At 73.1% G+C, this 13,713-nt stretch carries 15 protein-coding genes; 7 read left to right on the forward strand and 8 right to left on the reverse strand.

The genetic code is table 11. The features are described from left to right. Nucleotides 1-8: 8 nt before the first annotated feature. On the reverse strand, nt 9-770 hold the full coding sequence (locus ACFWI4_RS34530; RefSeq protein ID WP_387204574.1) for a ferredoxin reductase: 762 nt from the start codon (nt 768-770) through the stop codon (nt 9-11). Continuing rightward, complete coding sequence (locus ACFWI4_RS34535) at nt 763-1,368, reverse strand: sulfite oxidase-like oxidoreductase (RefSeq protein ID WP_387204577.1); 606 nt, start codon at nt 1,366-1,368, stop codon at nt 763-765. Before ACFWI4_RS34535 ends, ACFWI4_RS34530 begins: the two co-directional genes overlap by 8 nt. Before the next feature lie 401 nt (nt 1,369-1,769). On the opposite strand from ACFWI4_RS34535, the gene ACFWI4_RS34540 reads away from it, so the two are divergent. Beyond that, nucleotides 1,770-2,507 (forward strand): GNAT family N-acetyltransferase, encoded by a 738-nt coding sequence (locus ACFWI4_RS34540; RefSeq protein ID WP_387204580.1) that lies wholly within the window; start codon nt 1,770-1,772, stop codon nt 2,505-2,507. 67 nt (nt 2,508-2,574) lie between these two features. On the opposite strand, the gene ACFWI4_RS34545 is transcribed toward ACFWI4_RS34540, so the two are convergent. Then, the gene (locus tag ACFWI4_RS34545) at nt 2,575-3,000 is read right to left on the reverse strand and encodes a MarR family winged helix-turn-helix transcriptional regulator (protein ID WP_387204656.1); all 426 of its coding nucleotides are present in this window, start codon (nt 2,998-3,000) and stop codon (nt 2,575-2,577) included. A 442-nt stretch (nt 3,001-3,442) separates the two neighbouring features. Between ACFWI4_RS34545 and ACFWI4_RS34550 the strand changes: the two genes are divergently transcribed. The 4 genes from ACFWI4_RS34550 to ACFWI4_RS34565 all read left to right on the forward strand — a co-directional run bounded on the left by ACFWI4_RS34550 (nt 3,443) and on the right by ACFWI4_RS34565 (nt 7,983). Continuing rightward, entirely contained in the window at nt 3,443-4,237 is a 795-nt protein-coding gene (locus tag ACFWI4_RS34550) for a putative protein N(5)-glutamine methyltransferase (RefSeq protein ID WP_387204583.1), read from the forward strand. A 115-nt stretch (nt 4,238-4,352) separates the two neighbouring features. Further along, nucleotides 4,353-5,156, forward strand: coding sequence for an alpha/beta fold hydrolase (locus ACFWI4_RS34555; RefSeq protein ID WP_387204586.1), 804 nt, complete (start codon nt 4,353-4,355; stop codon nt 5,154-5,156). Between the two features lie 166 nt (nt 5,157-5,322). Beyond that, nucleotides 5,323-7,338 carry an FAD-dependent oxidoreductase gene (locus ACFWI4_RS34560; RefSeq protein WP_387204589.1) on the forward strand — a complete coding sequence of 672 codons (2,016 nt, stop codon included), beginning with the start codon at nt 5,323-5,325 and terminating at the stop codon, nt 7,336-7,338. A 99-nt stretch (nt 7,339-7,437) separates the two neighbouring features. After that, entirely contained in the window at nt 7,438-7,983 is a 546-nt protein-coding gene (locus ACFWI4_RS34565; protein WP_387204593.1) for a PadR family transcriptional regulator, read from the forward strand. A 175-nt stretch (nt 7,984-8,158) separates the two neighbouring features. Here ACFWI4_RS34565 and ACFWI4_RS34570 read toward each other — a convergent pair whose 3' ends face one another. Together ACFWI4_RS34570 and ACFWI4_RS34575 are read right to left on the reverse strand one after the other, a co-directional pair. Then, nucleotides 8,159-8,713, reverse strand: a complete 555-nt coding sequence (locus ACFWI4_RS34570) for a hypothetical protein (protein ID WP_385396385.1) — start codon at nt 8,711-8,713, stop codon at nt 8,159-8,161. A gap of 158 nt (nt 8,714-8,871) precedes the next feature. Further along, entirely contained in the window at nt 8,872-9,858 is a 987-nt protein-coding gene (locus ACFWI4_RS34575) for a fibronectin type III domain-containing protein (RefSeq protein ID WP_387204596.1), read from the reverse strand. A 366-nt stretch (nt 9,859-10,224) separates the two neighbouring features. On the opposite strand from ACFWI4_RS34575, the gene ACFWI4_RS34580 reads away from it, so the two are divergent. Then, a complete protein-coding gene (locus tag ACFWI4_RS34580) occupies nt 10,225-10,935 on the forward strand; it encodes a glycoside hydrolase family 75 protein (protein WP_387204599.1) in 711 nt (236 codons plus the stop codon). Between the two features lies 1 nt (nt 10,936). On the opposite strand, the gene ACFWI4_RS34585 is transcribed toward ACFWI4_RS34580, so the two are convergent. Beyond that, the gene (locus ACFWI4_RS34585; protein ID WP_387204602.1) at nt 10,937-11,701 is read right to left on the reverse strand and encodes an SDR family NAD(P)-dependent oxidoreductase; all 765 of its coding nucleotides are present in this window, start codon (nt 11,699-11,701) and stop codon (nt 10,937-10,939) included. A gap of 173 nt (nt 11,702-11,874) precedes the next feature. Here ACFWI4_RS34585 and ACFWI4_RS34590 point away from each other — a divergent pair, with 173 nt between their 5' ends. Beyond that, nucleotides 11,875-12,540 carry a TetR/AcrR family transcriptional regulator gene (locus tag ACFWI4_RS34590; protein ID WP_387204605.1) on the forward strand — a complete coding sequence of 222 codons (666 nt, stop codon included), beginning with the start codon at nt 11,875-11,877 and terminating at the stop codon, nt 12,538-12,540. Nucleotides 12,541-12,687: 147 nt separating this feature from the next. Here ACFWI4_RS34590 and ACFWI4_RS34595 read toward each other — a convergent pair whose 3' ends face one another. Both ACFWI4_RS34595 and dhaL read right to left on the reverse strand, forming a co-directional pair. Further along, nucleotides 12,688-13,104 carry a PTS fructose transporter subunit IIA gene (locus ACFWI4_RS34595; RefSeq protein WP_387204608.1) on the reverse strand — a complete coding sequence of 139 codons (417 nt, stop codon included), beginning with the start codon at nt 13,102-13,104 and terminating at the stop codon, nt 12,688-12,690. Further along, complete coding sequence (gene dhaL / locus ACFWI4_RS34600) at nt 13,097-13,696, reverse strand: dihydroxyacetone kinase subunit DhaL (protein ID WP_387204611.1); 600 nt, start codon at nt 13,694-13,696, stop codon at nt 13,097-13,099. The genes ACFWI4_RS34595 and dhaL overlap by 8 nt, the downstream gene beginning before the upstream one ends. Between the last annotated feature and the right edge of the window lie 17 nt (nt 13,697-13,713).

Raw genomic sequence — 13,713 nt, forward strand, 5'->3', positions numbered from 1 at the left:
GCGCGGCCTCAGCCGAACCGCTCGATCCGGATCCGGTCCACCGGCTGCCCGGCCGCCACCAGCAGGCGCGAGGCATGCTCGGCGAAGCCGTTGGAACCGCAGACATAGGCCTCCCACCCACCGGGAGGCGCTGCGGCCATGAGGGGTGCCACATGTGCGGCGGACATACGGCCGACGGGCACACCGTCCGGGGCCGCGCGGGTGAACACGGCTGTGGTCTCGTCGCCGTACTCCGCCGCGTAGACGAGTTCCTCGGGACTGCGCGCGGAGACCAGCAGGCGCAGCGGCACATCGAGCGACCGGGCCCGGTGGTGCCGCAGCATCGACATGAGCGGGACGACACCGGAACCCGCGCCCACCAGCAGCGCCGGCCGGTCGCCCGGCCAGGCGAAGAAGCCGCTCAGCGGACCGCGGACCTCGACGGAGTCGCCGGGCCGGGCCACGGTGTGGAACCAGCCGGAGACCTCGCCGCCGTCGACGTGGTCCAGGGTCAGTTCGATGTGGCCGCTGTCGTCGGAGGCGGACGCGATGGAGTAGTGGCGCTGGGCCACATATCCGTCCTCGGCGGTCAGTCGCAGCATCAGATGCTGGCCGGGCAGATGCCCGGCCCACGCGGGCACGGCGAACCGGAAGGTCGCCGCGTGCGGGGTCTCACGGCGGATCCCGGTGAGCGTGGCGGTCTGCCAGGTGGTGGCCGTACTCGTGCCCACCGCGATGCGCCCGGGCACGGCGAACCGTGTCGGCGGTACGAAGGTCGTGGTCTCAGTCACCGGAGTAACGCTGCTCTTCCCAGGGGTTGCCGCGGGCGTGGTAGCCGTTCCGCTCCCAGAATCCCGGCTCGTCGTGGTCGAGGATCCGGATGCCCGCGATCCACTTGGTGCTCTTCCAGAAGTACAGATGGGGCACGATCAGCCGTGCCGGGCCGCCGTGCTCGGCGGGCAGCGGCCGGCCGTCGTAGTCCCACACGATCCAGGCGCGGCCACCGGTGAGGTCGGCCAGCGGGAGGTTCGCGCTGTACCCGGTGTGCGCGTACGCGACCGCGTGGGTGGCGGCCGGGTCGGGTCGTACGGCGTCCAGGAAGGTGTCCAGGGACACCCCGGTGAACCGCACCCCGAACTTCGACCAGCTGGTCACGCAGTGGATGTCGCCCTCGTACGAGGAGGCGGGCAGCGCGTGCGCCTGTTCCCAGTCCCAGGTCCGCGGCTCGGCCACCAGACCGTCGATCCGCAGGTTCCAGTCGGCGGGCGCCAGGTCCGGGGTGACCTCGGCGGACAGGACGGGCCAGTCGTCGCCGGCGTCGTACTGGCCCGGCGGCAGTCCTGCGTTGTGGACCCGCGGGCGGCCGGTGAAGCCTCGCGTGACGTTCATACGGGTGGTGCCTCCAGGACCGCGGGGACGGCGGTCCGCGGATCGGGCGCGGTCGCCGGACGGCGGCCCGCGGATCGAGGGTGACCGGTGCGGGCGCGGGGCGGTGGTCCCGGCACGCATCGCTTATTGACCATTCAACGGTACGCGCACCCGGATCGTGCTCCGAGCCGGGGAGGGGCGCCGATCATTGCGGACCCGTGAACTCTCCCGGCGTCCGGGAATAGCCGTGCCCCGATCTTCCTTGCCCTTGGAGCCGACTCCGGTGGCCCGTACACGCACAACCGGTGAGCGGCCTCACGCGGCGCACCGGCCGGGCGGCGCACCGGCACGGGCGGCACGGCGACACAGTGACATATCGACACGGCGAGACAGCGACACAGCGAAGGAGAGTGAGGGAGCAGATGACCGAGGCGTACGTCTCCACACGGTTCGAGGGCCCGGAGACGCAGGGGAGCCCCTCCGGCCGTCACCCTCTCGACAACCCGGCTCTCGGCTCCCTGACCGGGCCGCACGCGCGCTTCGCCGAACGCCGCGGGCGCGTGCTGCGCTACCCCCTTGACGTGTCCCCGTGGCTGGCCCTGCCCGACGATCCCGGCGCCGCGGACTGGGCGGACCTCGCCGAGCTGGTCGGGCCCGGGGGAGCGGCCCCGCTGGCCGGCTTCGACGGACGGACCCCGGACGGCTGGGAAGTGATCTTCAGTCTCGACGGAGTCCAGCTGGTGGACGACGGACTGGCCGCGGCACCCGACGCCGAGGCGGTACGGCTCGGACCCGCCGACGTGCCGGACATGCTGGACCTGGTGGAACGGACCCAGCCCGGCCCGTTCGAGCCGCGGACCGTCGAGCTCGGCACGTATCTGGGGATCCGGCGGAACGGCGCCCTGGTCGCCATGGCGGGCGAACGGCTCCACCCGCCGGGCTGGACCGAGATCAGCGCGGTCTGCACGGACCCCGGACACCGTGGCGAGGGCCTGGCCACCCGGCTGATCCTGGCCGTCGCCCATGGCATCCGCGAGCGCGGCGAGACCCCGTTCCTGCACACGGCGGCGAGCAACACCGGCGCCATCCGCCTCTACGAGTCGCTGGGCTTCCGGCTGCGCCGCAACGTCCGCTTCATGGCGGCGCGGGTGCCCGAGTAGGACCGCCGGGGGCCGGGGGAGAGCTCTCGGCCCCCGGGCGGACCGCCGCGGGTCGCGGGGGAGCGGGTCAGTTCTCCGGCGGCCCGGCCGCCGGTCCCTCCGCGCCCGGACCGGGAGCGGTCGCGTTGTAGCGCAGCAGGTACGAGGCGAAGCGGGCGAGGTCCTCGTCGGGCCAGCCCGCGAGCCGTTCCCGGAACGCGCCCCGGCGGCTTCTGGTCACCTGGGCGAGGATCTCCGCGCCCGCGGTCGTCGGATACAGCACCTGCACGCGATGGTCCTCGGGGTCCGTGCGCCGCCCGATCAGCCCGGCCCGCTCCAGCGCCGCCACCTGACGGCTCACCGTGGACTTGTCCAGCGCGTAGTGCGCGGCGAGGTCCGTGGCCCGGCAGCCGCCGACCTCCTCCAGGTGACCGAGGAGGGTGTACGAGACCAGGGACAGCTCGGGATGCATGCGTCCCGCCGAGGCGCGGGCCCGCCGGGCGAACACCGTCATCTCGCGCTGGATGATCTCCACGGCCACGTCGGGCGTCACCTCGCCGGTCCGCTGTACGGCCGCCGTCACCTCGCCGGCCGTCACGCCCTCGTCCGGTGCCCCGGCGGTGCCGGCCTGTTCGCCGGACCCTGCGGATGCCATGACGGAACCTCCCTGACGTGCTCTGGTTGCATAGTACAACTTGAGGTGGGAGGGGCGGGAGGGACAGGAGGGGGCGGCCGGTGAGCGGTCCGCCGGCGACGGCCGATTCTCAACCCGTGCGCTGATCGTTCCTGTAGGGTGGCCGTCCCGGCCCGGGACCGTCCCCGGCCGATGAGTTGCCGAGGGGGTGAGACCCATTACCGCTGTGTCAGGTCGGGTGCTCTCCTCTCCAGGCAACGCGGCCGCCGTCTGACGGTGGCCGTGGGAGCGCCCTTCGGTACGTCGAAAGGCCCTCGGCTTCATGCCTCCTCTGTCTCCTGATGTTCCCGGCTCGGCCGACCCGATGGTCGCCGCGCTCCGCTCCGCCGGCTGTGTCTTCGCCGAGGACGAGGCGGAGCTGATCCGCTCCGCCGCCCGCACCCCGGACGAGGCCGCCGCCATGGTGGACCGCCGCGTGGCGGGCCTGCCCCTCGAACACGTCGTCGGCTGGGCCGAGTTCCACGGACTGCGCATCGGCCTCGACCCCGGCGTCTTCGTGCCGCGCCGCCGTACGGAGTTCCTCGTCGACCAGGCCGTCGCGCTCGGGCGCGACGCGTCCGTCGTGGTGGACCTGTGCTGCGGCTCCGGCGCGGTCGGCGCCGCACTGGCCGCCTCCCTCGGCGGACCCGAACTGCACGCCGCAGACATCGACCCCGCCGCGGTGCGCTGCGCCCGCCGCAATGTCGCGCCCTTCGCCGGCCAGGTCCACGAAGGCGACCTCTTCTCGGCGCTCCCCACCACCCTGCGCGGCCGGGTCGACATCCTGGCCGCCAACGTGCCGTACGTACCGACCGACGAGGTCGGACTGCTGCCGGCGGAGGCCCGGGACCACGAACCCCTGGTCGCCCTCGACGGCGGCGCGGACGGGCTCGACCTCGCGCGCCGGGTCGCCGCCGACGCGCCGCGCTGGCTGGCCCGCGGCGGCTGCCTGCTCATCGAGACGAGCGAGGCGCAGGCGCCCAAGGCCGTCGAGGTCTTCGCCCGCGCCGGACTGATCGCGCGGCTCGCGGTCTCGGAGGAGATGTACGCCGACGTGGTGATCGGCGTGAAGCCCTAAAGGGGCGGGGCGGGACGGGCCGGGCGACATGCCGCGTTCGGCCCCGGATCGGCCGATCCTTCCGCTTCGCGCGCCACACTCTGGCTGACCACAGGTGCCAGAGGAAGGCCCGGACATGACCAGCACCCCCGAGAAGTTCGACGCGTGGGACATCAGGGAGTCGGGGCCCGCCGACGCGGACGCCCGGGTCCTGCTGCTGCCCGGCGGGATGTGCGGCACCGTGTTCTACGAGGACCTGATGGCCGCACCGTCGCTCGCCTCCGCGCCGGTGCGGCTGGTGGCGGCGACGCTGCCGGGCCACGCGGGCACCACACCGCCGCGCGACCTCTCCATCGAGAACTACGCGGCGATGGCGGGCGCCCTGGCCGCGGAGCGGGGCTGCGGCGTGGTGGTCGGTCACAGCATGGGTGCCAACGTCGCCCTGGAGATGGCGGCCGGCGGGCACTTCGCCGGACCCGTCGTCCTGCTCTCCCCGACGTTCTCGGCCTCCGACGAGGACAAGGCGCTCGCGATCGCCAACGGCCTCGGGCGGGTGCCGGGCCTCGGGGCGCTGACCTGGGTCGGCCTGGTCAAGGCGACACCGCGGGTCGTGGGGCAGATGATGCCCCCGGACCGCCGTGAGGTGCTCGGCGCCGACCTGGCCAAGAACGACCCGGCGTTCTGCCGGGTCATGATCCGCCGCTACTTCGACCACCTGGACCGCTACGGGAGCCTGGTGCCCCGGCTCCGTGACTCGGGTGTGCCCGCCTGGGTCGTACGCGGCGACCGTGACGAGATCGGGCTGAAGGACGAGGAGAGGGCCGGACTGGAGGCCAGCCCCAACGTGACGATGGTGCCGATCGCGGACGCGGGCCATATGTCGCTGGTCGACCAGCCCGAGGCGGTCGCCGCCCTCGTGGCCCGGGTGGCCCTCGGCTGAACCGCGAAGCGGCGCCCGGCCGACGGTGTCCCCCGCGTCGGGGCGAGCGTTCCGGGCGCGGGCGGAGAGCGGTCGGCCGAGTGATCCTCCTCATTGTGCAACTAGTTGCATAACGGGGTGCGCGTCGTCTACAACGGACGTACGACACCGCGTACGGAGGGGCCCGATGAGCCGTTACCCGCATCTGCTGAACCCGCTCGACCTGGGCTTCACCACGCTGCCCAACCGCGTCCTCATGGGCTCGATGCACGTGGGCCTGGAGGAGGCCGAGCGCGGATTCGAGCGCATGGCGGAGTTCTACGCCGCCCGCGCGCGAGGCGGCGTGGGCCTGATCGTCACCGGTGGCATCGCGCCCAACGACGCCGGGCGTCCGTACGAGGGCGGCGCCAAGCTGACCACCGAGGCCGAGGCCGCGCAGCACGCCGAGATCACCGCCGCGGTGCACCGCGAGGGCGGCAAGATCGCCATGCAGATCCTGCACTTCGGCCGGTACGCCTACCACCGGGACCTCGTCGCCCCCAGCGCGCTCCAGGCTCCGATCAGCCCCTTCGTGCCGAACGAGCTCAGCGACGCCGAGATCGAGCGGACCATCGACGACTACGCCCGCGCCGCCCGGCTCGCCCGGCAGGCCGGCTACGACGGCGTCGAGATCATGGGCTCCGAGGGCTACCTCATCAACGAGTTCATCGCCCTGCAGACCAACCGGCGCGAGGACCGCTGGGGCGGCTCGTACGAGAACCGGACGCGCTTCCCCGTCGAGATCGTCCGCCGCGTCCGCGAGGCCGTCGGCGACGACTTCATCATCATCTACCGTCTGTCGATGCTCGACCTCGTGCCCGGCGGCTCCTCGCTCGACGAGGTCATCACCCTCGCCCGGGCCGTCGAGGCCGCCGGAGCGACGATCATCAACACGGGCATCGGCTGGCACGAGGCCCGTATCCCCACCATCGCGACCTCGGTACCGCGTGGCGCGTACGCCTGGGTGACCAAGAAGGTCATGGGCTCCGTCTCGATCCCGCTCGTGACGACCAACCGCATCAACACCCCCGAGATCGCCGAGCAGTTGCTCGCCGACGGCCACGCCGACATGGTCTCCCTGGCCCGGCCGATGCTCGCCGACCCCGACTTCGTCGCCAAGGCCGAGGCCGGACGCCCGGAGGCCATCAACACCTGCATCGGGTGCAACCAGGCCTGCCTCGACCACACCTTCAGCGGCAAGATCACCTCCTGCCTGGTCAACCCCCGCGCCTGCCACGAGACGGAGCTCGTCCTCGCGCCGACCCGGCTGCGCAAGACCGTCGCCGTCGTCGGCGCCGGACCCGCCGGGCTCGCCTGCGCGGTCAGCGCCGCCGAACGCGGGCACGACGTCACGCTGTTCGACGCCGCGGCCGACATCGGCGGTCAACTGAACGTGGCCCGCCGGGTTCCCGGCAAGCAGGAGTTCGACGAGACGATCCGCTACTTCCGTACCCAGCTCGAACTGCACGGCGTGGACGTCCGGTTGAACACCCCGGCCACCGTGGAGACCCTGGAGAGCTACGACGAGGTCGTCGTCGCCACGGGCGTCAGCCCGCGCACCCCGGAGATCCCCGGCGTCGACCACCCGAGCGTCGTCGGCTACCTCGACGTCCTGCGCGACGGAGCCCCCGTCGGCGACCGCGTCGCCATCCTCGGCGCCGGCGGCATCGGCTTCGACGTCGCCGAGTTCCTCACCGACAGCGGCGACAAGGCCAGCGAGGACCCGGCCACGTACTTCCGCGGCTGGGGCGTCGACATGGACTACCGGACGCCCGGCGGCCTCGCCGCCCCCGAGCGGCCCGCCCCGCCGCGCACCGTGCACCTCCTCCAGCGCAAGGCGTCCAAGGTCGGCGCGGGACTCGGCAAGACCACCGGCTGGATCCACCGCACCGAACTCAAGCACCGGGGCGTCACCATGGTCCCGGGCGTCCAGTACGACCGGATCGACGACGCCGGACTGCACGTCACCGTCGACGGCCACAGCCAGGTCCTTGAGGTCGACACGATCGTGCTGTGCACCGGACAGGAGCCGCGCCGCGACCTGTACGAGGCGCTGCGCGCGACGGGCCGCGGCGTCCACCTGATCGGCGGCGCCGACGTGGCCGCCGAACTCGACGCCAAGCGGGCCATCAAGCAGGGCACGGAACTGGCCGCGGCGCTCTGACGCACGGCCGCACCACGAACCGCGAGAGGGCCGTCGCGGTGTCCGGCACGGTACGGCCGGGCACCGGGCGGCCCCCGCGGCGCTCCCTAGGATGACCTCATGTCACTCCCGCACGCGATCCTCACCGCCCTGCTCGAGAAGCCCTCGTCCGGCCTCGAACTGACCCGGCGGTTCGACAAGTCGATCGGCTACTTCTGGTCGGCGACGCACCAGCAGATCTATCGCGAGCTGGGAAAACTGGAGGCCGAGGGGTACATCAGGGCGCTGCCCCCCGAGCAGCACGCCCGGGGCCAGAAGAAGAGCTACGAGGTCCTGCCCGCGGGCCGGGACGAACTCGCGCGCTGGACCGCCGCCGCACAGGACCCGAAGCCGATGCGCGACACGATGCTGCTGCGCCTGCGCGCCGCGGCCGTCGTCGGGACCGAGGGCGTCGAGGCCGATCTGCGCCGCCATCTGGACCTGCACAGGGGCCAGTTGGCCGAGTACGAGGCGATCCAGGAGCGGGACTTCCCGCCGGGGAGGAGTACGCCCGAGGACCGGCTGCGCCATCTCGTCCTGCGGGCGGGCATCGACCTGGAGACCTTCTGGACCCGGTGGCTGACCCATGCCCTGGCCGAACTCGACGGCATGCGGACGGACGACTGACGACGGACCAGCTCCGTCTGACGGCCGGCGGCTGTCGGCTGTCGGTCGGCGGCTGCCAGGAGGCAGGGCGATCGGCACCGGTGCACGGCGGTCGGCGCACGCGGCCCCGCACGACTGTGGGCGGCCGTCCGTGGCCGGAGCCTTCGGAGGGCCGCCCGTCGTGACGGACCCCGGATCAGAGCCGGTGGGGCTTGGACCGGCGGCGCAGGAACCAGGCGGCCGCGGCCAGGCCGGTCACGACCAGCGCCCCGCCGCCCACGACCGTGAGCGTGCCGTAGTCCTTCACGGCTCCGCCGAGTCCGCCCATGACCCCGCGTGACGGCGACGGCGAGACCGTCGTCGAGATCGTGGGGGTCGCGGGGGCCGAGCTGGCCGCGACGATGATCGCCTGGGTGCCCGCCGTCGTACCGTCCTGGCAGACGACGATGACCGTGAAGGTTCCCGGGCTCACACCGGTCCAGGCCGCCGACTGGCTGCTGCTCGTCCCGGTGAGCGGCATCTGGCGGCCTTGGGCGAAGTTCGTCTGCCCGCTGGACAGCAGCGAGGCGTTGCCGAAGCTGCTTCCGTTGCTCGGGCAGGCGCTGGTGGTGACCGAGACCGCGGTGCCGCTGGTGCTCACGGAGATCCCGGAACCCCATGCGACGGCCGCCGGGGCGGCCAGGGTGAGCGGAAGCGCAGTGGTGGCGGCCACGGTCAGGCCGGAGCGGAGAAGTCTCTGAGTGGTACGCATAGGAACTGCCCTCCAGCGGCACGGTTGGCGGTACATCCCATGCGCCGCCGAGGATCGGAAGGCCCGTGCTGCCTCCCTGCGAGCCAATGCGCCCCGGCCCTCGCCCGCATGCGGACGGGGACCGGGCAGGTGACGGATTCCATCGTCCGGCGGACGCCTCAGGTCCCCCCGGTCGTCACGGAGCGCTCGGGGGAGAGCGCGCCCCAGGTGCCGTCGGGCAGCTTCGCCCGGAGCCGCACCCGGTGGGTCACGTCCGCATCGCGGCCGATGTAGAAGCTGTACGTGCAGGTGCCGATTGGCGGGGTGCCGCCCCACACGAGCGAGGTGACGGCACGCCCGTCGAGCTGGATCCGGTACTCCGTGATCACCCCGTCGACCTCGGGGGCGGTCCAGGCAAGGTCGATGTAGTACGCCCCGTCGGCGCGGTGGGTCGTCGCCCGGAAACCGGCCGGTGCCGTGCTGCGGTCGTCCTCCGGGCCCGGCGCGGTGGTGATCCGGACGGAGCCGCTAGGCGCCGAGACGTTGTCCGCGGCGTCGCGGGCCCGCACGGTGAAGACGTACGCGTGGTTCGGCCGCAGCCCCGTGACGACGGCGGCCGTCTGGGCACCGCCCACACTGTGGATCTTCGACGTGCCCTGGTAGATGTCGTACGACACCACACCCCGGGCGTCGGACGACCCCGTCCAGGACAGCTGGACCGCCCGGCCCCCGAGGGCTCTCCCGTGCGGACCGCCGGGCCGGGTCGGCGCGGTGTCGTCCGCCGCGACCGCCGCCGGAGTGGTGGCCCGCACCGGCCGGCTGAGCGGCCCCGGAACCCCGTCGGCGTCGAGGGCCCGGACCCTGAAGACGTACGAGGTGGACGGTTCGAGCCGGGTGATGTCCACCATGTGCTCGGAACCGGGCACTTCCTTGACCTTGGTGGTGCCGCGATATATCTCGTAGCGGGTGATCCGCGGGTCCTCGTCGGCCAGGTTCCACATGACGTGCACGCTGGTGGAGCTCCCCGCGGCGGCGGTCACGCCCGTCGTCGCGGCCGGCAGCCGTTCGCCCGGGCCCGTTGCCGTGGCGCCCCACCCGCAGGAGGCGAGCGCGAGCAGGGCTCCGCAGGCCGGCACGCACCGGGCGGTGAGGAGTACGCGTCGCACGGGTCTGCCCTCCCTCGACGGGGATTGGTCTGTACCTATAAGACACGGGTGACGCGACCACATCAAGAGGGCGGACGTCGTTGTCCCGGCTGTCCCGGGGGTACGTATGCTGATCCTCGACGCGGTGTGAACTCGCCCCGGTTTCAGGGGAGTTCCTGCCCGCGGCGCGGAACGCTGTCGTCGCTGATCCCGCGCCGACGCGTGCGGCCGAGCGGCCGGAGCCGGGTCCGGCTCGGGCCCTCGGCCGTGCGGCGCCCGCGGAAGCGGCCGTGCACCGTCCGGCCCCCTCCCGGTGGACGCGCTGTCACCGGCCCACCAGATTTGGGCAGATGAGCGTCCGGTTTCCTCAGGAGAGGGTCCTTCATCGTGCGTGCCCAGTCGCTGACGCTGGCCGCGGCCGCGGCGGCCGCCCTGATCGCCTCGGCTCCGGCGATGCTGTCCACGACCTCCACCACGGGCCGTCCGGGAAGTCCCGTCGCGCCCGCACGGGAGGGCTCGGTCCGGGCCGCCGACCTGCTGGCGAAGCTCGGCGGCTGCACCCCCGTCTCGCACGGGCGATACCGCAGCGACGACGGCACCCGGGCCGACATCCCGGTCTGCGGGGTCCCGGGCGCCGTCTTCTGGACGGCCGACATGGACATCGACTGCGACGGCAGGGCGGGCCCGTCGTGCAACGGCGACACCGACCCGCTGTTCTCCGAGTCCACGGCCTTCCAGCAGTCCGACGGACGTTATCTGAGCGCCGAGACCCTGCCGTACGTCGTCGTGCCGGCCCCGAGCGACCTCTGGGACTACCGTGAGCACGGCATCGGCCCCGGCTCGGTGGCGGCCGTGATCTACCGGGACCGCGTCCAGTACGCCGTCGTCGGTGACGTCGGCCCCCAGGACATCATCGGCGAGGCCTCGTACGCGACGGCCGCGGGACTCGGGATCCGTCCCGATCCCCGCGGCGGCGGCACCCCTTCCGGGGTCACCTACGTCGTGTTCAAGGACGCCCGGGTGTCGCCCCTCCAGGACCACGCCGCCGCCGTGGCGGCGGGGGAGCGGCTCGCCCGGAGGCTCCTGGGCGCGGGGTGACTCAGACGGCCGCCCAGCCGTTGTCGACGGGCAGGATCACGCCGTTGACGTTGCTCGCCGCGTCCGAGGCGAGGAACACGATCGCGGCGGCCTGCTCCTCGGCCTCGGCGAGCCGGCCGACGTTGCCCATGTAGGCGCCGAGGACGGCGGGGCCGTGGGCGCCCGGCTCGATGTCCACGGTGATCCCGGTGCTGGTGCCGCCCGGCGCGATGGCGTTGGCGCGGATGCCCTTGTCCCGGTACATCACGGCCAGGGACTTCGTGAGCCCCACCACGCCGTGCTTCGAGGCGGTGTACGCGGCCCCCGCGGCGCTGCCGCGCAGACCCGCCTCCGAGGCGGTGTTCACCACGACTCCCTTTCCTGCGGCGAGCATGTGCGGCAGCACGGCGCGGGTGAGCAGGAACGGAGCCGTGAGGTTGACCCGGATGACCCGCTCCCACTCCGCGTCGCTCACCTCGGCCACCGCCGACATCCGGTCCATGATCCCGGCGTTGTTCACCAGCACGTCCACGCCGCCGAACCGTTCCACCGCGGTCGCGGTCACCCGGTCCACGACCTCCTGCTCGCTGAGGTCGCCCGTCACGGCCACGGCACTGCCGCCGGCCGCCTCGATCTCGCCGACGACCGCCGCGGCACCCTCGGCGTCGAGATCGGCCACGACCACCCGTGCGCCCAGGGCCGCGAAGGCGAGGGCGGTGGCACGGCCGATGCCCGAGCCCGCACCGGTGACGACGACGCTGCGGCCGTCCGGTCCAGAGGTGTTCATGACGTGCTCCCAGAGATGTCGTACGAGGGCGGCCGAGATGCCGCGCCGCCACAGTACGACTTATTGTCGCTGTATGACAGAAAGTCTTGGGGTGGATCGAGATCGCTAGACTCACCGCAGCCGCAGTCCCGGGCGGCATATGCGGACGCAACCGAGAAACCGAGGAGTCATCAGTGCCGGACGGCGCGATCGACGAACACCCCGGCCGGCGTCGGGGCCGTACCGGAAGGCCGCCGCTCACCGACGAACGCAAGGCCGAGATCCGGCTGGAGATCGCCCGCGCCGCCGTGGAACTGTTCGTCGAGCAGGGCGTGTCCGCCACCACCGGCGACCAGATCGCCGAGGCCGTCGGCCTGTCCACCCGGACCCTGTGGCGCTACTTCCCCGGCAAGGAGAGCTGCGTGAGCCCGCTGTTCGCTGCCGGGATCGACGCGATCGCCGCGGCGCTGCGGGCCTGGCCCGCCGGTGCCCCCCTGGAGGACGCCCTGGAACAGGCGTCCACGGACGGCGAGGGCCCCATGGCGATGCCGCAGCCGCCGCGGGTCCGTACGCTGCTGCGGCTCACCCGTACCGAGCCGGGACTGCGGGCCGTCTGGCTCCAGGCGCACGACGAGGCCGAGCCCGTGTTCGCCCGCGCGCTCGCCGACCGCGCCGGTCTCGGCGCCGTCGACCTGCGGTCGGAGATCCAGGCGGCCATGCTCAACGCGGCGCTGCGCGCGGCGGTCGAGCACTACGCGTGGCGCACCGACGAGGCGGAGCCCGATCCCGCGACGGCCCGCAAGGAGCTCGCCGGGACCATCCGCTCGGCCCTGGGTGTCGCGGCGAACGGCATCGCCTGACGGCCCGCCCCTCCGCGTGCCCAGGCCGTCACACCGTCCGGTCCCGGGCGCGCCGGCCCCGTTCGCGTACCGCGGCCGGCTGTGACGCCATAGCCGTCCGCGTACGACCCTGCCGTCACCGCTTCCGGTTCGCGTACGTCCGTCCCGTCACACCTTCCGGTAGGTGTACGCCTCCGTGGCCGCCGCCTCCACCGCCGCGAGGTCGGCGCCCGCCGAGGCCGTGACGACCGCGGCCACCGCGCCCTCGACGAAGGGGGCGTCCACCAGCCGTGTGCCGTCGGGGAGTTCGTCGCCCTCGGCGAGCAGAGCCTTGACCGTGAGCACGGCACTGCCCAGGTCGGTGAGCACGGCGATCCCGGCGCCGCGGTCCACGGAGGCCGCGGCGGCGGCTATCACGTCCGCGCTGGTGCCGAGCCCGCCGTCGAGGGTTCCCCCGGCCGGAGCGACCGGCGCGACCGAGCCGCCGCCGGCCAGACCCGTGGCCAGTTCGGCGACGGACGCGGCGACCGCGGCGCTGTGCGAGACCAGCACGATGCCGACGAGCGGCTTGTCGGTGTCACTCACCGGACGCCTCCACGAGTGCCGCGATCAGCAGCGCCGAGGACGTGGCGCCCGGGTCCTGGTGCCCGATGCTGCGCTCGCCCAGATAGCTCGCCCGTCCCTTGCGGGCCTGGAGAGGTGTCGTCGCCACGGCACCCTCCTCGGCGGCGGACTTCGCCGCGGCGAACGATTCGGTGAGCGCGTCGACGGCCGGCACCAGGGCGTCGATCATGGTCTTGTCGCCGGGCGCGGCTCCGCCCAGCGCCATGACCGCGTCGACGCCCGCGCGCAGCGCGTCAGCGAACTGCTCCTCGCTGACCTCGGGAGCGTCCCCGAGCGCCTTGCCGGTCCGGCGCAGCAGGGTGCCGTACAGAGGTCCGGACGCACCGCCGACCGTGGAGATCAACTGCCGTCCGGCGAGGGTGAGAACGCCGCCGGGGGTGTCCGGGACGTCCTTCTCCAGCACGGCGGTCACGGCCGTGAACCCGCGGTGGAGATTGCTGCCGTGGTCGGCGTCACCGATAGCGGAGTCCAGGTCGGTGAGCCGCTCGGCCTCGCGGTCGACCGAGGCGGCGGTCACCGTCATCCAGCGGCGGAAGAAATCGGCGTCGAGCACGGAATTCTCCTTGCGTG

Source organism: Streptomyces sp. NPDC127038, from assembly GCF_042725875.1.
Taxonomy (GTDB): Bacteria; Actinomycetota; Actinomycetes; order Streptomycetales; family Streptomycetaceae; genus Streptomyces.

Bases quoted from the DNA above. Each gene is read 5' to 3' on its own strand.
- ACFWI4_RS34540 (WP_387204580.1), top strand. From the start codon at position 1,770: ATGACCGAGGCGTACGTCTCCACACGGTTCGAGGGCCCGGAGACGCAG.
- ACFWI4_RS34560 (WP_387204589.1), top strand. From the start codon at position 5,323: ATGAGCCGTTACCCGCATCTGCTGAACCCGCTCGACCTGGGCTTCACC.
- ACFWI4_RS34550 (WP_387204583.1), top strand. From the start codon at position 3,443: ATGCCTCCTCTGTCTCCTGATGTTCCCGGCTCGGCCGACCCGATGGTC.
- ACFWI4_RS34565 (WP_387204593.1), top strand. From the start codon at position 7,438: ATGTCACTCCCGCACGCGATCCTCACCGCCCTGCTCGAGAAGCCCTCG.
- ACFWI4_RS34535 (WP_387204577.1), bottom strand. From the start codon at position 1,368: ATGAACGTCACGCGAGGCTTCACCGGCCGCCCGCGGGTCCACAACGCA.
- ACFWI4_RS34570 (WP_385396385.1), bottom strand. From the start codon at position 8,713: ATGCGTACCACTCAGAGACTTCTCCGCTCCGGCCTGACCGTGGCCGCC.
- ACFWI4_RS34545 (WP_387204656.1), bottom strand. From the start codon at position 3,000: ATGACGGTGTTCGCCCGGCGGGCCCGCGCCTCGGCGGGACGCATGCAT.
- ACFWI4_RS34585 (WP_387204602.1), bottom strand. From the start codon at position 11,701: ATGAACACCTCTGGACCGGACGGCCGCAGCGTCGTCGTCACCGGTGCG.
- ACFWI4_RS34555 (WP_387204586.1), top strand. From the start codon at position 4,353: ATGACCAGCACCCCCGAGAAGTTCGACGCGTGGGACATCAGGGAGTCG.